24 protein-coding genes and 2 pseudogenes are annotated in these 23,914 nt (G+C 32.1%); 25 read left to right on the plus strand and 1 reads right to left on the minus strand.

Annotated elements, in window-relative coordinates; genetic code table 11:
• The 20 genes and pseudogenes from H7T97_RS09075 to H7T97_RS09170 form a co-directional block, all read left to right on the plus strand.
• A partial coding sequence (locus tag H7T97_RS09075; RefSeq protein WP_201090109.1) for an LPXTG cell wall anchor domain-containing protein occupies window positions 1-295 on the plus strand: 295 nt, incomplete at its 5' end.
• Window positions 296-337: 42 nt separating this feature from the next.
• Window positions 338-565, plus strand: coding sequence for a hypothetical protein (locus tag H7T97_RS09080; RefSeq protein ID WP_049523050.1), 228 nt, complete (start codon window positions 338-340; stop codon window positions 563-565).
• A gap of 37 nt (window positions 566-602) precedes the next feature.
• On the plus strand, window positions 603-1,025 hold the full coding sequence (locus H7T97_RS09085; protein WP_155173270.1) for a hypothetical protein: 423 nt from the start codon (window positions 603-605) through the stop codon (window positions 1,023-1,025).
• Window positions 1,026-1,072: 47 nt separating this feature from the next.
• Window positions 1,073-1,822, plus strand: coding sequence for a hypothetical protein (locus tag H7T97_RS09090; protein WP_049523052.1), 750 nt, complete (start codon window positions 1,073-1,075; stop codon window positions 1,820-1,822).
• Window positions 1,823-1,839: 17 nt separating this feature from the next.
• A complete protein-coding gene (locus tag H7T97_RS09095; protein WP_155173272.1) occupies window positions 1,840-2,196 on the plus strand; it encodes a PrgI family protein in 357 nt (118 codons plus the stop codon).
• Complete coding sequence (locus H7T97_RS09100; protein ID WP_260314120.1) at window positions 2,132-4,534, plus strand: VirB4-like conjugal transfer ATPase, CD1110 family; 2,403 nt, start codon at window positions 2,132-2,134, stop codon at window positions 4,532-4,534. The genes H7T97_RS09095 and H7T97_RS09100 overlap by 65 nt, the downstream gene beginning before the upstream one ends.
• 46 nt (window positions 4,535-4,580) lie before the next feature.
• The gene (locus tag H7T97_RS09105) at window positions 4,581-7,220 is read left to right on the plus strand and encodes a phage tail tip lysozyme (RefSeq protein ID WP_201090110.1); all 2,640 of its coding nucleotides are present in this window, start codon (window positions 4,581-4,583) and stop codon (window positions 7,218-7,220) included.
• A gap of 9 nt (window positions 7,221-7,229) precedes the next feature.
• The gene (locus H7T97_RS09110) at window positions 7,230-7,769 is read left to right on the plus strand and encodes a hypothetical protein (protein ID WP_201090111.1); all 540 of its coding nucleotides are present in this window, start codon (window positions 7,230-7,232) and stop codon (window positions 7,767-7,769) included.
• Between the two features lie 13 nt (window positions 7,770-7,782).
• On the plus strand, window positions 7,783-8,409 hold the full coding sequence (locus tag H7T97_RS09115) for a hypothetical protein (protein WP_201090112.1): 627 nt from the start codon (window positions 7,783-7,785) through the stop codon (window positions 8,407-8,409).
• Window positions 8,402-8,761, plus strand: a complete 360-nt coding sequence (locus H7T97_RS09120) for a single-stranded DNA-binding protein (RefSeq protein ID WP_201090113.1) — start codon at window positions 8,402-8,404, stop codon at window positions 8,759-8,761. Before H7T97_RS09115 ends, H7T97_RS09120 begins: the two co-directional genes overlap by 8 nt.
• A gap of 63 nt (window positions 8,762-8,824) precedes the next feature.
• Complete coding sequence (locus H7T97_RS09125; RefSeq protein ID WP_049523058.1) at window positions 8,825-9,040, plus strand: hypothetical protein; 216 nt, start codon at window positions 8,825-8,827, stop codon at window positions 9,038-9,040.
• Between the two features lie 32 nt (window positions 9,041-9,072).
• A complete protein-coding gene (locus H7T97_RS09130; protein ID WP_201090114.1) occupies window positions 9,073-10,107 on the plus strand; it encodes a hypothetical protein in 1,035 nt (344 codons plus the stop codon).
• Between the two features lie 15 nt (window positions 10,108-10,122).
• On the plus strand, window positions 10,123-10,620 hold the full coding sequence (locus H7T97_RS09135) for a DUF3801 domain-containing protein (RefSeq protein WP_049523060.1): 498 nt from the start codon (window positions 10,123-10,125) through the stop codon (window positions 10,618-10,620).
• Window positions 10,620-12,593 (plus strand): VirD4-like conjugal transfer protein, CD1115 family, encoded by a 1,974-nt coding sequence (locus H7T97_RS09140; protein WP_201090115.1) that lies wholly within the window; start codon window positions 10,620-10,622, stop codon window positions 12,591-12,593. The genes H7T97_RS09135 and H7T97_RS09140 overlap by 1 nt, the downstream gene beginning before the upstream one ends.
• Window positions 12,593-12,766 (plus strand): hypothetical protein, encoded by a 174-nt coding sequence (locus H7T97_RS09145; protein ID WP_201090116.1) that lies wholly within the window; start codon window positions 12,593-12,595, stop codon window positions 12,764-12,766. Before H7T97_RS09140 ends, H7T97_RS09145 begins: the two co-directional genes overlap by 1 nt.
• A gap of 27 nt (window positions 12,767-12,793) precedes the next feature.
• Window positions 12,794-14,537 (plus strand): annotated as a pseudogene (locus tag H7T97_RS09150) (DNA topoisomerase).
• A gap of 17 nt (window positions 14,538-14,554) precedes the next feature.
• Complete coding sequence (locus H7T97_RS09155) at window positions 14,555-17,164, plus strand: ArdC-like ssDNA-binding domain-containing protein (protein WP_201090117.1); 2,610 nt, start codon at window positions 14,555-14,557, stop codon at window positions 17,162-17,164.
• A gap of 52 nt (window positions 17,165-17,216) precedes the next feature.
• Window positions 17,217-17,489: a hypothetical protein gene (locus H7T97_RS09160; protein ID WP_201090118.1), complete on the plus strand. Its 273-nt coding sequence runs from the start codon at window positions 17,217-17,219 to the stop codon at window positions 17,487-17,489.
• A 187-nt stretch (window positions 17,490-17,676) separates the two neighbouring features.
• On the plus strand, window positions 17,677-18,042 hold the full coding sequence (locus H7T97_RS09165) for a plasmid mobilization protein (RefSeq protein WP_375787587.1): 366 nt from the start codon (window positions 17,677-17,679) through the stop codon (window positions 18,040-18,042).
• A complete protein-coding gene (locus tag H7T97_RS09170) occupies window positions 18,029-19,651 on the plus strand; it encodes a helical hairpin domain-containing protein (protein ID WP_201090120.1) in 1,623 nt (540 codons plus the stop codon). The genes H7T97_RS09165 and H7T97_RS09170 overlap by 14 nt, the downstream gene beginning before the upstream one ends.
• Window positions 19,652-20,577: 926 nt before the next feature.
• Here the strand turns inward: H7T97_RS09170 and H7T97_RS09175 are convergent.
• Complete coding sequence (locus H7T97_RS09175) at window positions 20,578-20,778, minus strand: hypothetical protein (RefSeq protein WP_049523067.1); 201 nt, start codon at window positions 20,776-20,778, stop codon at window positions 20,578-20,580.
• Window positions 20,779-20,962: 184 nt separating this feature from the next.
• On the opposite strand from H7T97_RS09175, the gene H7T97_RS09180 reads away from it, so the two are divergent.
• The 5 genes and pseudogenes from H7T97_RS09180 to H7T97_RS09200 all read left to right on the plus strand — a co-directional run.
• A complete protein-coding gene (locus tag H7T97_RS09180; protein WP_201090121.1) occupies window positions 20,963-21,547 on the plus strand; it encodes a recombinase family protein in 585 nt (194 codons plus the stop codon).
• Between the two features lie 107 nt (window positions 21,548-21,654).
• Window positions 21,655-21,870, plus strand: a complete 216-nt coding sequence (locus H7T97_RS09185; protein WP_201090122.1) for a hypothetical protein — start codon at window positions 21,655-21,657, stop codon at window positions 21,868-21,870.
• Between the two features lie 18 nt (window positions 21,871-21,888).
• Window positions 21,889-22,689 carry a ParA family protein gene (locus tag H7T97_RS09190; protein WP_201090123.1) on the plus strand — a complete coding sequence of 267 codons (801 nt, stop codon included), beginning with the start codon at window positions 21,889-21,891 and terminating at the stop codon, window positions 22,687-22,689.
• Between the two features lie 68 nt (window positions 22,690-22,757).
• Complete coding sequence (locus H7T97_RS09195) at window positions 22,758-23,003, plus strand: hypothetical protein (RefSeq protein ID WP_049523071.1); 246 nt, start codon at window positions 22,758-22,760, stop codon at window positions 23,001-23,003.
• A gap of 631 nt (window positions 23,004-23,634) precedes the next feature.
• Window positions 23,635-23,914: pseudogene (locus H7T97_RS09200) on the plus strand (hypothetical protein); the annotation flags it as partial.

Below are 23,914 nucleotides of genomic sequence, written 5' to 3' on the forward strand. Positions count from 1 at the left end.
AGTAGCACCTACTGAAACACCAAAACCTACAGAACCAACACCAACTGTAGATCCAGTAGTGCCTGCTGAAACACCAACACCTGCAGATGCAACACCAAAAAAAACCGGCACTTACAAAGCACCGGCAACACAACCCAAAAACACTAAAACAGAATCAACAGAAACACCAAAATCTGCTGAATATACAAGTGATGAATTACCATCAACAGGCGCACAAAGTACGCTACCCTTGTCTATTTTAGGCGCTCTTGGTCTATTATCTAGTTTACCTGTTTTAAAGAAAAAAAACAACTAATTAGGACAATTTTAACTAACAAATAATTTAGGAGATAAAACAATGCAAATTGCAACAAAAGTTATTACAGGATTAGGAGCTATTTTAACAGTAGTAGCTCTAGGTTGGCTTCTTACTGGTGCTTTTGATTACTTCTCAGGAAGAAAAAATCAGAACCCACAACAGATGGATCAAGGTATGACTTCTATGATTTCAGGTGGTGCTTTGACTGTGCTAATTCCAGGGATTACAGCAGCCATTGTATCAGCTTTAGGAGCTATCTCGTTCTAAAATACATTATTTTAAGGTATTTTAAGGAGGATAATAGATGAATTACAACAATGATGATAGACTGGAAATAGTTGAAGAAACAACTTATACAAAATCAAAACCTTCTATTTTGAGAGGTCTTTTAAAGTTGTTCACATTAATTATTTCAGCACCATTTATTCTATTCCTTTTTTTAAAGGATTTAATACTAATGGTCATTACATTATTTGTTGTTTGGATTGTTTCAAAAATTGGTATTGCTTTAATAGTTTCAGCAATTATTTCAATTTTTAAAATCAATGATATATCATCAGTTCCGATATTAAAGAATATAGTTGAATTTATTTTAGGATCAGATTTTTTGAAAACAAACTCAATAAACTTCTTTATTCATCTTGAATTTGATGTAACTCTTATTGTGATAGTCGCTGTTGTATTATCATCTATTAATCTTCGTTACAAGCTATCAAATGATAACTAGCAAAAACTCCTGAAAAGGGGTTTTTATTTATAGTAAAAAGGAAAGACATGAAAGATATTATAAATAACATGCAGAAAGGTTTATCAGAGTATAGCCCAGGTGCAAATACTGCTGTTGAAAGTGCTAATAAAGCACTAATGGCAATAGGGGTATTGATTATTCTGATACTCTTCTTTTTGGAAATGGCTTCTTGGTATAAGTTTATCAGGAATCAAGGAGGAGATGTGACATGGAGATTGTTTCTTGAAATTGGCATCAAATACGTTATAGCTTTGTTCTTATGTTATAATTCAGCAAAAATATTTGATGCTATTATCTGGGTCTGTAACGCTATGGCTCACCTTGTGGGGTCTACCTCAGTTGCAGATGTTTTCAAGTGGGAAAACGGGAAAAAGGGAAACTTCTTCATTAAGATCTTTGTAAATATCTTGTGTACTCTTGTAGGAGGTATAACCGTACTTTCTACTAACCTTATTACACTATTAAGGTTTATTGAGATGTATCTTCTCAAAGGAATCGCTCCTATTATTGTAGCGTTCTTTATGAATGATGGAACACGAGATATTGCGATTGGTTTCTTTAAACGCTGTGGAGCTATTGCTTTACAAGGAGTTGTGATCGTTCTACTATTTGTGGTTTGGTCAGGAATTAATGCAGATTCTCTTATCACTATTGATAAAGGATCATGGCTAGGTGACTTTGTAGCTGGATTTACTTATTTAGGTAAATGTATTGTATTCTTGGTTATGCTATTTGGTTCACAAAGAATGGCAAAATCATTACTACAAGTAAACTAAGCTAGAAAGGAATATACATGAATAAACTAGGATCTGAATTTCTAAAACCATTGAGTTCTTTTAAAAGTGGTGGCATGAATTTTAGAATGTTTTTAATGATTATTGGATTATCTTTAGGAGTAGGATTATCAGTTGTGATTTCCTTACTTGGTTTACCAGATATTCTAATGTATCTATCATTAATTATTATTTGCCCTCCCTTTGTCCTATATGGATTGGAGAAAGAAACAATTGTAAAAGATATTTTGAAATTTAAGTTTACCATACAAGAAAGATCATACATGACAGAATTTGAAAGTGAGGACTTAAATGATCTTAAATTTACGCAAGAAAAAGGTGTCCACGAATGGAACGAACAAGACACCTTTGAGTAAGGCAGAAAAAGCGAGGGCTAAACAATTGCAAAATGCAATGAAACCTAGCTCACAAAATACAATTAAATATACTTCATTGTTTGAAGATGGAATGATGCACATAACAGGAGAGTATTATTCTAAGACATGGGAATTAGGAGATGCTAACTACTTAACAGTTACAGAAGATGATAAGATTGATATTATTGATAATTACGCTGAGTGCCTGAATGGGTTTGATTCAGATAATGTATATCAATTAACAATCCTAAACCGTCCGATTCCGTCAAATATGTTGGATAAGATCACTTATGAGTTGACAGGTGATAAAAATGACGATTTGAGAAGCGAGTACAATAAAATGATTGCTTCACGGTTTGCAACCGATCAGAAGAATTTTCAAGTTAAAAAATTCATCACGGTTTCAACTGATTCACACGATATTAAAACAGCATACTCAAAATTAAAGGATATCGAGAACAATTTGACTGAACAATTTAAAACGGTTGATATTAATATCAAGCCTTTAAATGGATCAGAACGATTAAATATCTTTGGTGATATCTTACGTGGTAATCCTTATTTAGATGTTGATTATAATGATGTTCGCATTTCAGGATTAACTACAAAATCATTCATTGCGCCTAATAGAATTTGGTTTAAACAAGATCAATTCATGTTAGATGATAAGTTTGCATCAGTTCTATATATTCGTCATTATCCATCATTTCTTAATGATCGCTTGATTAAAAGCCTAACAGATATTGGAATTGAAATGGTTATTAATATTCAGGTCATTCCACATAATATTGGCGAAACATTGCGAGAAATTAATACCATTGAAGCAAAAGCGAAAATGGATATGGTTAAATCTCAAAAACAAGCCTTTAAAGGTGGAGTTTCAGGAGAATTAGCATCTTCTGGTGTTGCTAAACAAACGACAGAAGAAGCTCTTAAATGGAAAACTGAAATCGAAGATAATGACCAAAAGATTTTCTCTGGTGTAATCTGCGTGATGCTAAAAGCTGATACAGAAGAACAATTGGCAGATTATATTAACCGTGTAAAACAAGTTGGACGGAAACACGTTTTAGATTTTGATGTAGTAAATTATCATCAAGAAGAAGCGTTAAATACAATCCTACCGATTGGTAAAGCGTATCTTGATATTAAGCGTAACTATCTACGAGATATGACGACTGCTAATATTGCTACTCAAATTCCATTTACTAATACAGACTTACAATCTGATAGCCCTACAGCTATTTACTACGGTCAAAACCAACTCTCAAATAACGTTATAACACTTGATCGTCAACGGGATCTAAATACTGCATCAGGAGTTGTTTTAGGGTCATCAGGATCAGGTAAATCGGTATTTGTAAAAGCTAATGAAGTTATTCCAACAATTCTAAAATATCCTGAGGATCGTGTGATTATCGTTGACCCAGAAGATGAATATTCAGATATTGGTCGTGCATTTGGAGCGCAACTAATTGATATCTTCCCAGGTTCAAATACACATCTAAATCTAATGGATCTACCTGATGAAGCTGCTCTCTCTAATGAAGATGGACTAGATCCTATTGGACAAAAAGCATCTCTTATCATGGGATTCTTTGAAAATATTCTATCAGAAGTAACTGATGAAGATTTCTCAATGATTGACCGTGTTACTCGTCTTTGTTATGAGAAAATTACAGATCGAACACCTACCTTGTCAGATTGGCATGACATTCTTTTAAAACAACCTGAACCAGTTGCAAAACAGTTAGCCCTTAAATCTGAATCATATACTAAAGGTTCTCAAAACGTATTTTCTTTTGAAACAAACGTTGATATTACAGATAAAGTAGTTATTTTCAACTTAAAGAAGCTGACAGGTAAATTAAAATCTTTCGCTCTGATGGTGGTGCAAGACTATATCTGGAATCAGGTCGTAAATAATCAAGGTAAGCTGACAACCCGTATTTATTTTGATGAAATGCAGAATCAATTTCAAACGGAAAATCAGGCACAATTCTTTACTGATCTGTATGCCCGTGTTCGTAAATATGGTGCTATTCCAACAGGGATCACACAAAATGTTGAGACCTTGTTAGAACGCTCTCAGGGAAGAAAGTTATTGTCTAATAGTGACTTTATTGTTTTGTTGAAACAAAAGAAAACTGATATTAGAGAACTAACAGAAGTAGTCAATTTGACACCTGCCCTTATCCGTTTTATTGAAAAACCAAAAGCAAAAGGAACGGGATTAATTATTGCGAACCATAATATCGCTGTACCTTTTGAAAATCCAATTCCAAAAAATACTAAACTTTTTGAAATTGTTGGTACTGATGCTTATAAGAAGATCTAAAAAATCCCTCATTCCTTGAGGGATTTTTTTCTAAGAGGAATGAGAAATGAGTGAAAAAGAACAAAAAAACACAAGTCGTAAATCATCAAATGTAAAATCCATTAGGACACATACAGTTGATAAAAAAGACACTTCTCAACGAAAATCAGTTGTGAAGTCAAAAAAGGATTTAAAAAAGGCAAATGCAAATACGATTTCTAAAGTTTCTAGTGCTTCATCTGATGCTGTTAAAAATGCTCTTGGACAAGTTAGTAGAACAGCTTTAAGACAAAATGATGTAACGCAAGATGCTGTAGAAATGTATTACAAATTCAAAAATAATAAGCGTGCTTCAAAATACACTCTCAAACTGCTTAAGAAAACAGGTAGAGGTGGGAAATATGTTGGTAAGAGTACAGCAAAAACAATAAGTAAAGGTGCTAGATTTACCAAAAAAAGCGTAACTGTTTTAAGACAATCAAAAGCAACTGCGACAGCAACTAGATCAATGCAATTAGCCTTACATAGATCAATGCAGATTGCTAGACAATCGGCGGTGTTGATGGCAAAAGCAGTTGTAGCTATGCTTGCAAATCCAGTTTCATTAATGGTAACAGGTGGATTAGGATTCATCATGGTGCTGTTAGTTGCAATTAGCTCTATATTCTCTAGCAATGTTGTACAACAAACAGAATTTACTTTAAATCAATCATGGCTACAAATTTCAAAAACTGATAGAGAAAAGTCAAATTCAGATGTTGAATACTATACAAACATTGATGATATTTTAGGCTTTATGAACTACAGATATGGTGGTGAATGGGAACCAGATGCGAGTTGGGGTGATGGTACAGGTGGTGCTATTAGTGGATTCTTTGGATTCAATCACTATTCTGATGCTCTGAATGATATCTGGCTTTCATTGAATGATGATAAAGATAATCTAAAAGAGATGAAAGATCTATATAAACCTGGTGGATCAGGTAAGAAATGGATGATTTTGGACAAAGATGATTATAACGACTATAACGATATTTTAGAAGCTCAGAAAGAAACGGGTAAATATTCTGGCTATATAGAGCTTGATAATCCGTTATCTGCTTCTGAACCATCAGGGGTCGTTTATATCACTAGTAGATATGGATATAAAGATAAAGATACAATTGATCCAACAACAACTATCCAAACTCAACCTAATAGTAAATTATATGCTCCTTTAGATGGTAAAATCTCGATTACAAAGAAAGACCTTTTAAACGAAGATACCAAGACAGAAAATATTATCATCACTACTAAAGATTCAAAATTCATTTTTTATGATGTTGAAAATATCAAAGTAAAAGATGGTGAAACGGTAGAATCAGGTAAGGAAATTGCTACTGTGAAAAAGGATTCTGTTGAACAAAAAATAGCTTATGCTAAAGAGTACGGTAAAGTTGACGATAGTGATTCTGCATGGCTTAAAGATATCAGGGATAATAAATCCAACTATGGATACAAAGCTAAAGATAATAGAGTTTGGGTTTTAGTTAATCCAGGTTTCTATTTTCAATTTGTCGAATATCGGCAGAAAACTACTGTGATAACCTCAGTAGATATGGACGCAGATATTTCAAAAAGAATTGATCAAGTCTATAACCTTATGAAGAAATACTATCCAAAAACAACTAAAACAGGAGCAGCAGCCTTTCTAGGTAACTTCTGGGTAGAAAGTAGCATTAATCCAAAAAGAGCAGAAGGTGACTATTTAAATCCACCAGTTGGGGCAACGGATTCATCATGGGACGATCCTCAATGGTTAGAAATAGGTGGTCCATCTATTTATGGTGGAAGATATGCTAATATTATCCACCGTGGTTTAGGTTTGGGTCAGTTTACAGATACCTCAGATGGAGGGCGAAGACATACATTATTACTTGAATACGCAAAAAGTAAGAATAAAAAATGGTATGATTTAGAACTTCAAATAGATTTTATCTTTAATGGTGATGATGGTTACCATCAAGGGTACGCTAAAAAAATTGCAGGTGCAGATGATAGTCAAGATGTTGCAAGTGTAGCTAATGAATTTGCTACCTATTGGGAGGGAAATTCAGGAGATAAAGCAACACAACGGCAAGCCTATGCTAAACAAGTTTTAGATTACCTTAAAAATCCATCAGGTGGAAAATATAAAGGATCTATTAATAGAAATGGAAAATATGCTCCTATCTTTGATACTGATTTTTGGGTTATGCAACCATTTGGAAGAACTCCTTGGTCACAAGGGGCAGGAGCATCATTATATACCATTACAGGGCAAAATCTAGGTCATACAGGGGTCGATTTATCGCCTGTAGGGGTACAGTATGGAACAACCGTATTACCTCATGATTATCCAATCTATAGCGTTACAGACGGTACAGTTTATGCTGTAGGTTCATCAGGAATCGGTGGTAACTATATCATGATTAAGATTAAAGATACAAATCAAATGGCTTACTATGGACATTTGAAAGAAGTTCCTAATTTTAGCTCTGGTCAAGAGATTAAAGCTGGTCAGCAAATTGCTTTGTTAGGACATTCAGGACAAACAACCATTTTCCATTGTCATTTCGAAGTATCAAATTCTACAACTGTAGCAGGAGGAGATAGTATAGATCCATCAGGATATATCATCAAAGAGGGAACGCTCACTCAAAATCAGGAAATTTCAGTAAAAAAATAGGTGAATTTTATGGTAAATAATAAGTTTATAAAAAAGTTTGTATTTGGGGTTACTATAGCGGTGATCTGTTTGGTTTCAATATTTGTACTTCTACTTTCTAGTGGACAGTCAAGTAAAACTAATCAGGATATTTCAAAAACCGATAAGGTTAGTAAAGAGTATGTTGTTGATTTTTTGAAAGTTTATTTTACAAAAAAGAAACCTGGATCTAATCGATCAGAATATAAAAAATACATGACAACCTCGGCATATAATCATGAAGTTATGCTAGAGGAAGAACCAATGCTGAAATATAGAATACAGAACATGAGAAATTTCAAGTATAAATCATCTAAAACCTATTTAGGACAAGATGATAATGTAGTTTATGTGACAGCAAAATATAGTTATGATGCTTATGAAAAAGATCCAGATGTTACAGAATCTAATAAGATTTCTATGACGAATGAATACAGTTTAAAATTATCTTATAAACGGGATAAAGAATCTGGTAAATGGCTTATAAATGACTGTGAAGTGGTTTCTTTAGACCCAGTAGAAAACCATTAGAATAGGAGAAAAAATGGTAGATCAATTTAAAGTTAAAATGTTTAAAATAACCTTGTATGTAGTTGGGGTTATTGTAATATTTCTTGTTGGTTTTGGATTTGGTCAAATTGGTCACGGTTCAAAACAAAAAGATAATGCTCCTAAACAAGTAAAAGTAACGAATAAGGAACTTACTCAAAAAGAAGTAGAGAAGTTTCTTATTTCCTACTTTACAAAAAAAGAGTTAGGGGAGAATGATGAACGCTATAAATCATATGTAACAACAGGACTTTATGATAAATTGACAGAACTTGAAAAGAAGTCTAGTCAACAAGCGTATAAAGGGTATTATGTAAATTATACTTATGAATCATCTGATATTTATATCAATAATAAAAAAAATACAGCTCTAGTAGTTGTAAATTATCTATATGATTCTAAAAAAACTCTAGATTCTAAAGAGCTTGCTCAGAAAGGAATAACTGCTAAAGCAACTTATAAATTAACTTATAGCAACTCAGATGGGAAATTTCTTGTGTCTGATATCGTATCTCAAAATATTGTAGATGGAGATAATTTAATGTTAGATACAGGATTCATACAAGAGGAACAAACGGAAAAGCCTGACCAAACAGGACAAACGGAGGAGCAACATGAATAATTGTATTAATCTTACAGGAAGATTAGTAGAAGATCCTGAAATAAAAAAAATTAGTGAAAGAGCTAGGGTATGTAATTTTACCCTAGCATCTCAAAGAGATCGAAAAGGTGAAGATGGCAAGTATACAGCAGATTTTATTGAGTGTGTGCTACTTAATACATTTGCTGATAAGTTTGTAACCTATGCTAGAAAAGGTGATCTTATACAGGTTATAGGACGACTAGAAACCACTATTAGTAAAAAAAGCGACTATTCAAGAAAATACTATAAGGTACATTGTGATAAATGGTATTTGTTGAATAGTGCTAGTGGTTCAGAACCACAACTAACAGAAGAAGAAGAAAAAAAATAAAATATTTATAATTATATTGACAAATATAATTATAAATGATATTATATATAAAGGAGAAATAAAATGACAGAAACACAAGTTACTAAGAAATTAAATGCTAAAAAAGAGGCTTTACGAAAAGAGGAGGAGAAGCAGAAAAAAGTTAATGCGAAAATTGCAACCTTGAAAAAAGAAATAGCCGATTTAGAAATTAAAAGGCAATCAGAAATATTCAAAGAATATGGCTTTGAATCTATAGAAGATTTAGAGAATTTTCTAAAACAAAATAGAGGAAACTAAAAAATTTATAAACAAAATTCAGGAGGGTTAAAATGGTATTTAAAGTAACAAATTCTCTAACAAACTCTACTAAAACAGAACAAAATCAAGACAGTTTGATACGGTATCTTGAAGAAGAGCATAATAGAGCATCTAATTTAAACTATACTGCGAATATTCATATTAGCAATATTGACAAGAAAAATCAGATTATTTCAGAAATAAGTTGTGAGCTGCCTTTTCCATCAAAACAAGAAATCGCATTATTTGTATCTGATTTTGTAAGTAGTAGTGGTGACAATCAGAAAAGCAAGAAAATTAATTTGCCTTTCTTTAAGGGATCAACCCCAACAGCAGATCCAGTAGCACCTACTGAAACACCAAAGCCTGCAGATGCAACCCCAACACCAAATCCAGTAACCCCTACTGAAACACCAAAGCCTGCAAATGCAACCCCAACAGCAGATCCAGTAGCTCCTACTGAAACACCAAAACCTACAGAACCAACACCAACTGTAGATCCAGTAGTGCCTGCTGACACACTAACACCTGCAGATGCAACACCAAAAAAAACCGGCACTTACAAAGCACCGGCAACACAACCCAAAAATACTAACCGTTCAAAACTTTATAAAGGAATTTCAGCAGTTGTTTTAGGTTTTACAGTATGTCTACTATCTATCAATTCTGTTGCTTTGCTATCAACTCAAAAGAAGTTAGCAAACACAATAGATAAAGTAGAAAAACAATCAGAAGCCCTTGAAAAAAGTGGTGATAATTCAACTGATGTCTTTAGTAGATATTTTATTTCAAATTATCTGCGTGATGCAAAGACAGCAAATGATTTTTCAGATAATGAAAATTTAGAAAAAAATGGTTTATCTAGTCCGTCCTCGGCAAGTAGCATTATGCTATTTTCTAAGGAAAAAAAAGGCGATAAGTATTTAATGACTTATGTCGTTACTTATACAGTAGATACCAATACATTTACTAATAAAATGAGTTTTGAAATCAAAAAATCAGATAAAGCTAAATTTGGATATTTAGTAACCTCTGATAAGATCACTCTTTCAGACTATACCAAATAGGAATAGGAGAGAAAAATGATTGATCAAAAAGAAATAGCAATGCAAGCTAACAGCATATCATTTAGGACGATTGAAGATACAGCAAAAGCAATATTAGCTATTCTCAATCAACTTACAGATAAATATGAATCACATAAATCCAAACAGGGAGGAGCATACACAAAAAAAGAATTTATTAATAAGGTTTATGGAGATAAGCAAGTTCATCAATTCTTACAAGATGATGTAAACTTTAAAAAGATCCAAAAGGATTTAAAAAAGGAGGGAGTTAAATTTGCGATAACAAATAATAAAGATGGTACAGCTAATCTTTATATTCAATCGCAAAATGCAAAAATTTTAGAAACAGCTCTGAAAAAAAGATTAGAGGAGATAGCTACTAATCCTCAAAAATACAGCAATAAGAAAACTCTTTCTGAAAGACTTAAAAAGCATAGGCAAGCAGTCAAATCAGAAGTTTCTAAAATGGATAAAACACAAACTAAAATCAAATCAAAAGGTAAGGGGATATGATGGAATATAAGAAAAAGAAATTTTTACCTTATCTCCTAGTAGGTATCGTATTAGCTTTAATTTTAAATAGGGGATATGCTCTCTATTCGGCTGCTCCAATTGTCAAAGGACAACTATTCTCACAATATTTATATGTTGCAGATAAGTTTATTGATCCTCCTTATTTTCTTTTTAGTTTTAAACCTATAGGTTTACTAATGATTTTAGTTGGTTTATTTGCATCACTCCTTGCTTACCTTAATCCTAAAAAAATAGAGAATTATAGATCAGGAGAAGAAGCTGGGTCTGCTAAATTTGCTAATGTAAAAGATCTGATGAATTTTAGAGATAAAGACCCTAAAAATGATATGATCTTCTCAAAAAATGGAAGAATGGGGCTATTCAATAAGAATCTTCCGTACCAATGGCAATTAAATAAAAATGTTGTTGCCATTGGGTTACCTGGAGATGGTAAAACATTTAATTTTGTAAAACCTAACATTATGCAGATGAACAGTTCTTACATTATTACAGATCCTAAGGGTCTATTAGTCCATGAAGTGGGGCAAATGCTTGCAGATAATGGATATAATGTAAAAGTATTTGATTTGGTTCATTTGTCAAATTCAGATCAATTCAATCCGTTTCATTATATGAAATCTGAGTTAGATATTGACCGTGTGACAGAAGCTATTATTGATGGTACAAAAAAATCAGATAATCAGGGTGAAAACTTTTGGGTACAAGCAAATTTGCTTTTAACACGGGCTTTAATAGGTTATCTGTATTTTGATAGCAAGGTAAATGATTATACTCCAAATCTAGCTATGGTGTCTGATTTGCTTCGTAACATTAAGCGAGAGAACGAAAAGATTCCCTCCCCTGTTGAACGCTTATTTGAAGAATTAGAAGAAGCTATCCCTGGTAACTATGCTTGTAAGCAATGGGATTTATTTAATCAAAACTTTCAAGCAGAAACAAGAACCTCTGTACTGGCTGTAATGTCTGCTCAATATTCAGTATTTGATCATGCTCAGGTAACTCAAATGATCGAAAGAGATACCATGGAAATGGAAACATGGAATATTAAAAAGACAGCAGTATTTATTGCTATTCCTGAAACTAACAAAGCATTTAACTTCCTTGCATCAACTATGTTTGCGGTCATGTTTGAGGTTTTAACACATGGAGCAGATGAAATACTACAAGGTAAAGTTAAAGGTATTAGTCCAAAGGATTTATTGCACGTTCAGATGATTATTGATGAATTTGCAAATATTGGTAAGATTCCTAACTTTAATGAAGTATTAGCTTCTGTCCGTAGTCGTGAAATTTCAATTAAGATTATCATTCAAGCAATTTCACAATTGGAATCAATGTATAAAAACGATTGGAAAACAATTTTTAATAACTGTGCAACGATTCTTTTCCTTGGAACGAATGATGAAAATACAATGAAGTATTTCTCAATGAGAGCTGGTAAGCAGACAATAAAACAGATGGATCATTCAATCAATCAAGGAAGATTTAAAAGCGGTTCAGTAAGTTATCGAAGCCAATCACGGGATCTTATGACACCTGATGAAATAGCTCGGATTGGTGTAGATGAAGCACTAGTATTTATTTCAAAACAAAATGTATTCAGAGATAAAAAAATGACTGTCTTTGATCACCCTATGAAAGATCAGATCTCAAATTCCCCAGGTGATAATAATTGGTTTATCTATCGAAAATATATGACTGATGCTGAAGAATTTGAAAGTAATGTTGACTTTTCGGATATTACTGAAGCAGTAGAAACAGATGCGAAAGAATATGATCAAATGGTGAAAAAATTAATTGTATCAGATAAGCAATTTAGTGAAGAACTACCCACAAAATCACCTGAAAATGCGTCAGAATCGCCCTCTCAAACACTAGATGAAGAAGAATTACCATTCTTTTTTGAAGAACCTATTGAAGTACCTGAAATAAAAAGGGGAGGGGGGATTTAATGAAGAAAAATGATCGAAAACAGGCAACTATTTATCTAACTCCAGAAGAATTAGCAATGTTTGATGAAATAGCTGAATCATTTGGCTATTCAAGGGCTAGTTTAATTAGAGAAGTTATAAAAGTATTTAATGAAAATAGCACGGAGTTTATGAAGAAAATTCATAAACTCTAGTTTTTAAGTGCTGTTAGGGGAAAGACTATGAAGATTTTTGTTTTACCGGAAAAACCGGATCAAGCTAAAAAATATGCTCACGCTTTAGGAGATCCAAAAAATGATAAAGGAATTTGGAAAGTCTATTCAGATATTCTAAAGGCAGATGTTCTAATAGCTCCGGCTGTAGGGCATTTAGTAGAAAAGGATAACCCCTATAAAAATTATGAAAATTGGGAGTTGGAGAACTTACCGGCATTGCCGGAGAAATTTTCATATCATGTAAAAAAGGGGGTATCTTCTAGCTTTAATAACATAAAAAAATGTATTAAAGAATGTGATTACATTATTATTGGTACGGATCCTGACCGTGAGGGAGAATCTATAGCTTACAAAATATTGAATGAAATACCAGGATCACTTAAAAAGGTGAAATATCGTTTATGGGCTAATTCATTAACCAAAAAAGGTATAGAATCGGCATTTAAGAATTTAAGAGATCCATCTGAAACAGTCAATTATTATCATGAAGCAGATGCAAGAGATGATGCTGATTGGCTTGTAGGCTTTAATTTAAGTCCTTTTGTAACTATCAAAATGAAAGAAGTAGGGGAGTTAGAAAAAACAGATAAAGTGATGTCTGTTGGGAGGGTTCAAACTCCTATAGTAAGTCTAATTGTGAGAAATCATGAGGAAATAGAAAACTTTGTATCTACTCCATATTGGACGATAGAAGCCCTTAATGAGGACGGATTGAAAACTTGCTAATGATGTTAAGTTCGATAGCTTACAGGAAGCTACAGAAGCCTTAGAATCAATGTCAGATGGTTATACTGTTGTTGATGTTAAGGTAGAAAATAAGTCACAAGCAGCCCCTAAACTTTACAATTTAACTAACTTACAATCAGAAATGAGCAAGTTATATAAAATTGATGCTACCAGGACAAAAGAAATTGTTCAAAGCCTTTATCAAAAGGGGTTTATGAGCTATCCTCGTACAGATTCCACTCTTATAACAACAAACGAATTTGAATACCTGGTGGCGAATGTTGAACATTATAAAAAAACAATTGGAAAAAATATTGAAACAGTCAATCTGACACCTAGAAAGGAGTTTGTAAACGATAAAAAAGTAGTAGAACACTATGCGATCATTCCAACCGAAAACATTCCAAATATTGAGGAATTAGATCCTTATGAAAAAATCATATATCAGATGGTAACGTTTCAAACGTTACTAATGTTTTCGGAAAATTATGATTATCAATCTACTACAATTACTATCAAAAATGATGCTTCATCTACTGAGTTTAAAACTAGCGGAAATGTAACTCTTAATAAAGGTTGGAGAAAATACAAACAAACAAAATCAGAAGATAAAGAGCTGCCATCTCTAAAGGTTGCTGATAATCTAGTTTTAAAGGCAAGTATTAAACAAGATCAGACAAAACCACCGTCAAGAATTACAGAACAGTATCTACTCAAAACATTATTACCAAAATATGATTTGGGAACTTCTGCAACAAGAGATGGTATATTAGATTTGATCCAGGCTAGGGAGTATGTAAAAAAAGAAAAGAAAACCGGCCAATTTACACCAACTACAAGAGGTATCAAATTGATTCATTTCTTGGATAAGTTAGATATTATCTATACGAATCCTGAAACCACCCAAAAATGGGAGTTATTACTAACCCAAATAGGAAAAGGAAAAATCAAAAAATCCGACTTTGTAGAAAAGGTGAAATGGGCTATCTCTAAACAGATTGAAAAAGGTAAACAATTACTTTAACTTAGAAAGGATCAAGTATGGCAAATTTAGATAAAATAATAGAACAAAGATACCAGGAGAAAATAAACCGTTTAAAATCAATGGATATTGTTTCTGTGGCTGAAAGCCTTGGAATGGATTTAAAACAGGAATCCGGAGGTGTTTATCATTGGACAAAACATGATTCATTTAAGCTATATCCAAAAACAAATAGCTTTAGGTGGTGGTCAAGGGAACTTTCAGGAGATACTATAGACTTAGTAAGAACCTATAGAGAAGAAACTGCTGGACAAAAAATCAGTTTTCAAGATGCTACACAATTCCTGGAAACAGGCGATTTTCAAACAGTAGAAGCTAGGCCTATCCCAAAAGCTGAACCATTTAAAAATTATCTTGAACCATTTGAAACTACAGATTTAACCCAGGCTAGAAATTACCTGGTAAAAGAAAGGGGGTTGTCTGAATCAACCGTATTAGAGTTTGAAAAATCGGGATTGATTGGACAGGCAGCTTATAAAAAAGATAATCATACGGAACCGGTTATTATCTTTAGATCCTTAGATTCAAATAAACACATGGTTGGTGGTACATTACAAGGTATTGAAAAACACCCTGAAATACATGATAGAGGGTATTTAAAACAAATTATGGCCCACTCTGACGGTCAATCAGGCATGAGCTTTGATATTGGTACTCCTAAAAGGTTAGTCTTTTTAGAAGCTCCTATAGACCTTATGAGCTATTATGAGCTTAATAAGGATAAATTAACTGATGTCCGCCTTGTATCAATGGACGGTTTAAAACAGGCTACAGTAAGCCGATATGTGGCTGATATGCTGTCGCAAGGTAAAGCATCACAAGAGATGTCACAAGAGGAGTTAAAAAATTTCCTACCTAATTTAGCGAAAGTTACTACTCATTTTGACAACGAAGAAAATAGGAATTTAATAACATTAGCAGTTGATAATGACGAAGCCGGAAATAAATTTATTGAGCGTTTTAGAGAAATTAACGTGCCTGTTATTCCTGATGTACCTCCTCTTAGTCCAGGACAAGAAAAGAATGACTGGAATGATTTTTTAAAAAATCAAAACAAAGAAATAGGGTTATTCATTCGCTTTGACTGGAGCGAAAACAAGGCTATTCGTGATAGATTTGAGGCAGATGAATTAGTACCATATGAAGAATTTATAGAAGTTCTCTATTCTGAAAATGAACGTTTAAAACCGGAAGAAAACGGATATGATAAAACGGCCTTTGATATTGAAAATGAAAAAGGAGAACGCTATACATTCGGTATAAGATATGGTGTAGGATCTGAACCATATCCACTTTCTGAATTGATGGACGAAAGATTTTCAGAAGACCATATAGAATTTGCTAGTAAATTAGATAAAAAAGTTTTAGAAAAAATTCATTCTCAAACTAAAAAGGATCAGAAAGAAATAAAAGATTCTGACGGTGATGGCCTAACAGATGATTTTGAAGAAGCAATAGGAACTAATCCAAACTCCCCTGATTCTGACGGTGACGGCTTAACAGATGGAGTAGAAGTTAGCTCTGGATCAGATCCTTTAAAAAGTCAGAATTTAGAAATTTCAGAACTGATAAAAAGCAATGATACTAAAGCTCTTTCAGAAATTTTAGAGAATGGAATTATGGAATACTATGATAGTGATCACTACAAAGCGTTCCTGGATTCTATGGCTAGCTTCCATAAATATTCTGCAAGAAATATAATGCTAATTCAAAAACAATATCCAACAGCTAGTCTTGTTGCTTCGTTTAATGATTGGAAAAAAAGAAATGGAATGGTGAAGAAAGGCTCTAAAGCTATTTATGTTTTAGCCCCTTGTGAGTATATCAAAAAAGATCCAAACGGAAATCCTATTATTGATCCATTAACGAATAAACCAGAAAAAGGAATATTCTTTAAACGTGTACCGGTTTTTGATATTAGTCAAGTTGTACCACAACCAGGTAAGCAATTAGATGTAGTAGAGCCTATCAAAAAAATACATAAGCAGCTTACAAAGGAAGAAGCAATTCAAATATTCAAATTGTTAAAAGAAGTATCATTGGAAAATAATGTACCGATAACATTTGAAGAGATAACAGATGGATCAAATGGATTTTATAGACCTTTAGATAACACAATTCATATTGCTAAAGGGAGATCAGCAGAACAAACATTATCTACTATTATTCATGAAATGGCTCATTCTGATTTACATAATGTAGATGCGTTATTATCAAACATGGAGCTTTTATCAGTTTCTACAAAAGAGTTACAAGCAGAATCAGTAGCCTATGTAGTATCAAAACACTTAGGACTTGATACAAGTAATAAGAGTTTTGGTTATCTTGCTAGTTGGTCAGAAGATAAAGAAACTCTAAAAGATCTAAAAGCACAATTAAATATTGTGCAAAAAGAAGCATCTTCTTTAATTAAAAGAATTGATGAAAAGATGCAAAAATATCAAATGATCGAAAAGGAAGTAATTGAAAAAACTCCTGATAAAAAGCCTAAAAATGCTTTCTATGAAAGACTAGATAAAGCAAGAACAAATGAAAAAATATCTACTAATTCTTTTTTTGATCAACATAAAATAGAGAAAAACTCAAAAAAAGAATCAAGGACAATGTGATGCCCGGACAAAGTTCAAACAATCGAATAGGGCTAGAAAGTGAAGAATAAAAATGGAAAATTTAGAAAATATTTTGATGACTTATTTCTATGATATGAGTGAATGGCTATCAGGAAATAAAGTAAAAAATGAAGAAAATTTCGCTAAACCTAAACAGTCAATTATTGAATTGATGCGTGAGGATTTAAAAGAAATTGATTCCGGATTTGATGATACTTTTGTGAATGAATTGAAAGATTCGATCAAAGAGTTAGAAAATATTAGTGAAGAAGATTTTATTAAAATTAAGAAAAATCTTTTAGAAATTGATCCTGTAGTAGATTAAAAAATCTCTACAAAGTAGAGGGAGAGGGGATTGGGGATTTCCCCAAATATATTTAAAAGATAGGAAAAAGCACTTTAGGTTTAGAACCTTAAAAAGTGCTTTCCTATCCTTTAAATTGAGTAAGTGGGGCCCCACTTACTATGCTTGCAACAGATAAAAGTATAACCCAGGAGGGGCTATCATGTCTATGGAAAAAGATAAAAATAGATATAGAAATAAAGAACGGAAAGTACGATTTACAGAAGAAGAAAATCAATATCTTACCAGAAAAATTAAACAATCCGGCCTAAATAATTTTCAAAACTTTGCTCTTAAAATGTTATTAAATGGTCAAATAGTAACTATAGATTATTCTGAACTTTTGCATTTAAGAAAAGAAATAAATAAGATTGGTCAGAACATAAATCAACTTACAAAATACGCAAATACTTTCAATGAATTAGACAAAGAATTGCTGTTAGGTCTTGCAGATGAAATTGATAAAATGAAAAGATTGGTTAAAGAAGAATTTGAAAACAAGGAGGTTAGAAAAATTAGAAATGGTCGTAACTAAAGTATTTCAAATTAAGCAACCAGGCAACCTAAAAAATGCAATCAATTATATTGTCAATGATGCAAAAACCTTGAAAGTTGATGATATGAATGATCCGGAAAACATTTATTCTTATGAAGTACAGGGAGAAGAAGTTTTTAAAAGATTAGTTTCAGGATATGATTTAACAGATTCCTCTGATAAAGAAACTGTATATGATGATTTTATTTTAACAAAATTGTCTGCTGATTCTTTGAATGGGAATGAGCGTTTATCAGATTTAAAAAATCCTGATCGTGTCCTGGCACACCATCTAATTCAATCATTCTCGCCTGATGATAATTTAACTCCGGAGCAAATTCATGAGATCGGAAGAAAAACAGTTTTAGAATTAACAGGTGGAGATCATCAGTTTATAATTGCTACTCACATGGATAAAGGCCACATACACAATCATATTATTTTTAATACGACAAATTCAACGACATTAAAAAAATTTGAATGGAAAAAAGGTACTAAACAATCATTGAGTAAAATTTCAGATAAACATTCTGAATTGGCCGGAGCTAAAATTATTGAACCAAAAATGAATAACAGCTACACAAAATATTCTGCCTGGAAAGAATCAAATAATTTTAGAAAGGTGATAAAAGATAAACTAGATTTTCTTTTGAAAAATTCTGTTGATCTATATGATTTTAACGAAAAGGCAAAAGCCTTAAATTTGGAAATTGATGTTTCCGGTAAATATACCACTTTTAAATTGAAAGATTCATCTCAAAAAAGAGGGGTTAGGGATCGGACGCTTTCAAAAAAAGGAAAGTATAATATTGGTCAAATAGAAGAAAGATTAAAGACTAATGTAGTAGTAATTCCCCTGGAACAAATATCAGATAGATACAAAGAATTGCAAAAAACAAAAGAACAAGACTTTGAGTATAAGCTGCTTATTGAAAAATGGCAGATCAAAGAAAGAAGTCAAAAATCTATTTATGTAGAAATTGAGTTTGGAGTAGATAGAAAAGGTACTATCTCAATTCCGTCACAAAAATTAGATCAGTTAGAAGATGGTAACTTTTATGCTTACCTAAAAAGAAATGATTTTTTCTATTTCTTAAATGATCAAAATGCTACACAAAATAAATTTGTGAATGGTTCAACTGTTATTAAACAATTAGCTCAAAAAAACGGTCAATCAATACTTACTAAGAATAGAAATATCTCAATGCTCAATAGATATGTCGAAGAACTCAACTTCCTAGCGTTGAATGGTGTAACTAATTCAACTCAATTCAAAGAGTTAGAAGATCAATTTAAAAACAAACTAGAGGAAACAGACCGGGAATTAGAAAGGCTAGATGATAAATTAGCCAAAACAAATAAAGTCCTGGGTGCGTTGATAGATTATCAAACAAATCTGACAACGTCAAAAGCAAGCGAAGAAATTTTACAAAAAGCAAGAATTGATAAAAATACTGATCCTGAACTGATAAAAAAAGAAATGAAAGAAATTCATATTGAGCGTACAAATCTTAAAAATGTTAGGGATAATATTGTTAAAGATTATGACCGTCAACAGAATATCAAAAAGGATCATACCAAACAAAAAAACAAAGGATTTTCTTTATAAAACATAAGTATAAATATATTTATGTTGACAATTGTATTTGTTAATGTTATAATGAAATTACCAAAAGAAATAAAAAAATCATAGATTTTCAATATAATCTATGATTGATTTATTAATTTTCTTGGTGTATAATGTAGTTAATTAAATAACGAGAAAAAAAGAAAAGCTCTAGCCTTGGTAACTGTCGCCAAACAGTCACTAAGGAAATCTGATGATACCGACATATCATAGATTTACTTCTAAAGCATTTGTTTCTTCTAGACTATTATAAGGGATATTCCGTAATAAGTCAAGATGGGAACACTTGAATTACAGAAATAAATTGAAAGAAAAAAGGTATTTATCAGATGATAAATACCTTTTTTGTTGTTTATTTAATGATGTGATCTAAAAAACATATTCTAATATGGCTTGGTGGCGATCAAGTGGATAGATTGTTAGTTTAAATAATGAAATTTGAGATAGCGCACTCCAGGCATGAAATACTGCTGACAAAAGCGCTCGCACCCCCTTACGGGTTACAAATAGGGGAGGGCGAAAGTAGGTATAAGTGACAGCACAAGACCTCCAAAATGAGCTATGCTGAGTAGCTCCCAGCTAAGTCTTATTATTCTATAAGATATGCTGAAACGTGCCGAGATGGGTCAAATACACGATGAGGACACGAACAAAGCCCCGAAAGGGGCAGCTTGTAGGGCGTGGAATGAACGCAAGCAAAAAGTTCGTTCAAGGGTTGAGATACCTTTGAAGTTTGTAACCCCTGATATAGCGACCGACGATAGCCGACGGTTTGGAAATATATTTAGGCAGACTGATTCAAGATAGCAAAAATTTGCTGTCTTTTCCCCTGTTTAGGGGATCAGTCTGCCTAAAAGCTCCCTCTGAATACCTCAAGTTTGGCAAATTCTAGAATAAGTTGCAATAGTTTAATTAGATTTTTTCCTGTTTTTTTCGTCTAAAACGCAACAAAAATCAATTTTTACTGAATCATTGTACATACTCTTAAGTGCTTGTAAGACTTTGTCTTTAGTATATCTTCCGATAATTTCATGTTTAGCATTTACTTCTTTTCCTGATTCGTTTGTATAAGTAAATTCGACATAGGTATAATTCGTTGGGTATTTCATATTGTTACCTCTTTCTAATTTTTTCTATATTCTTAGTATGCCATAAAAAGTAAAAAAAACAGGAGTTTTTGAGATTTTTTATAAAAGGACAAATGACTACACTCTATTGTCCTGTTCTTTTTTCTATATTTCTGTGGTAAAATAAGAGTGACAATAGAGTTGAGCAAAAAAGGATTTATAGAATATGGCTAAAATAGGATATGCTAGAGTTAGTAGCAAGCAACAAAACCTAGATAGACAGATAAAAGCATTGGAAGAAAAAGGGTGCAAGAAGATCTTTAAAGATATCTCGTCTGGGAAGAACATAGAAAGAAAAGGGCTATACGATTTAAAAGATTATGTTAGGGAGAATGATACAATTGTTATTACTGAGTTAGATAGATTAAGTAGAAACAATGAAGATCTTTCTAACTTGATGATGGAATTACAAAATAAAGGCTGCGTCTTTGAAATTTTGAATCTTCCTAGTTTTAATGATGTGACTGATAAGAATTTGAATAGATTGCTGACAAACCTGATATTAGAGATTTATAAGTATCAAGCTGAGTCAGAAAGAAAGAGAATTAAAGAAAGACAAAGGCAAGGAATTGAGTTAGCTAAAAAGAGAGGACGATATAAAGGTAGGAAGCCTTTATATACTCAAGATGATCCTAAGTTAGTACATGCTTTTGGCTTATTAGATCAGGGTTATACTTATTCTGAAATAGAGGATATAACAGGAATCAATAGAAGAACATTCCAAAGATACAGAAAAAAGTTCAAAAAGTAGTTATAAATATAAATATAATTATAAAAATAACTATAAATGTATTGACAAATGTATTTTATAGTGTTATACTTAATGAAAAAGAATCAAAGAAAACGGAGAATATAACTATGACAAAACAAATTGAAATTGACTTGAATGAAGAATGGAATGAAGAAGATAAAAAAGCATATCTTGAATATCTCAAAAAAAATAATAAGAAATCTGTGACAGACAATAATGAAATTGAAATTGACTTAGATGAAGAATGGAATGAAGAAGATAAGAAAGCATATCTTAAGTATCTAAAAGAAACGGAATTGAAAATTTCAACAGACAAAGATTAATAGGAAAGAGAAGAAAGTATGAAAATTTGTAGTTTTGTAGCAATTAAAGGAGGGGTTGGGAAAACAACTCTGGCATATAACTATGGAGAATGGTTGGCAGCTCAAGGATATAAGGTGCTGATGCTTGATTTTGATTTGCAATGCAATTTAACACAAACATATAAGATCTATAACACTACAAATACCGTAAAAAATATTTTTGTAGGTGGGGAAGTTGATATTATTGATATTAAAGAAAATATCAGTATTATCCCTGGGTATATGCAATTAGATCAGGTTGAATCTCAATTGGAATCAAACCCGAATAAAAACATGCTCCTTTATATGTGGTTGTCAGATAATTATGAATCAAAAGAATTAGATCAGTATGATTATGTAATTATTGACTGTCGCCCAGATTTTTCAATTGCGACTAAAAATGCTACTGTAGTAAGTCATGTTCTTTTTAGTCCAATTATTCCATCTCAATATGGCTATAATGCAAAATTTGATTTAAGCACTCGTCTTGAACAGTTTAAAAAAGAGTGTATTGATTATGCTACTAGAGAATCTTATGTTACAGCTAAGTTGGTATTCTTGGCTAATATGATTAAGCATAATACAAAATCATCTAAAGAGCTTTTAGAGGTCATTCAGGGAGATCCTGAGGTTGTTTCATTGTTCTCTGAGAAAGAGTTATTTAACAAGACGACTTTAGAAATGTTACCTATTAGCGAAATGGAAAAAGATAGCCAATACAACAGTCATTTAAAATTCTTTAAAGAAACAAATCTAGCATTTAACAATATGAAAAAATGTTTAGATGAAGATATTAAATAGATTTATATTTATATTTACAAATAAAATTATAAATGATAAGATAGGTATAGAGAGAGGAGAATAAATATATGGCATTTGAAAGCAAAAATACTAAGATCGCTCAGGCGGTAAAAGAAACTATTGAGGAAAAAAAAGAAACAGCAGTTGCTGAATCAGATTTCTTAAGTAATATTAGTGCTATTGAAAAAGAGAAAAAGAAACAATTTCAATTTACGCTTAAACCTAGCAACCGATCTAAATTGACAGAAATCGCTCGACAAAAAGGATTTACTTCTGATTCTGCATTTTTAGATACAATGATTGAGCAATTGTAATATTTTTGTAATGATCTTTTACTTGCGCTATACATTAAATAAATGTATAATAACTTTAATTTCAAACTATTAAATTAGAATAAATATAAAGAAGCTGTTAAAACAAAATAAAAGGCAGACACGGGAATGTCTGCCCAACCGAATATCAAAAAGCCACTTTGATTATTCAGCATTTGTATTTTAACTTTAATAAGTTTTTATGTCAAGGCTGTTTTATCAATAAATCAGCCTTTTTTGCTAAAATTTTATAATTCAAGCACAAAAAAGTAAATATATTTATAAATATATTTACAAATATATTGACAAATGTATTTAGTGGTGGTACAATATAATTATGAAGAAAGGAATTATTGCCTTATCAATCAACAGAAAAATTCTATTGATTGATAAGGTGGTAAACCTTAAATAATTAGACCTTTGAAAACTGAATACAAACCTAAATTCCGATCAGTTAGCCTATGGATAAGGAGAAAGGGAATTTAGCGTATATCTATCCATTGATAGACCAGGCTAGTACATTCAAGCACACTCAAAAGAGCGTATAAAGTTTTTTTAAAAACAGCTAGAGGAGTTCGCTGTTACCAAGCTATAAACAGTACGAAAAAAAGAAAAAAGAAAAGAGAGGAAAGATATGAAAAAATATCTAGTTTTACTAAGTGTCTCAACATTAGCAAGTTTTCAATCCGCTCAGGCGCAAGAAAATACAACTATTGAAACACCAACAACGGTAGAAACTGCACCTGCTGTAGTGTTAAAACCAACAACACCAACAACGGTAGAAACAGCTCCTACTGAAACACCAAAAATTACAAATGCAACACCAACAGCAGATCCAGTAGCACCTACTGAAACACCAAAACCTACAGAACCAACACCAACTGTAGATCCAGTAGTGCCTGCTGAAACACCAA

The organism is Streptococcus parasanguinis, assembly GCF_016648925.1.
Classification (GTDB): Bacteria; Bacillota; Bacilli; order Lactobacillales; family Streptococcaceae; genus Streptococcus.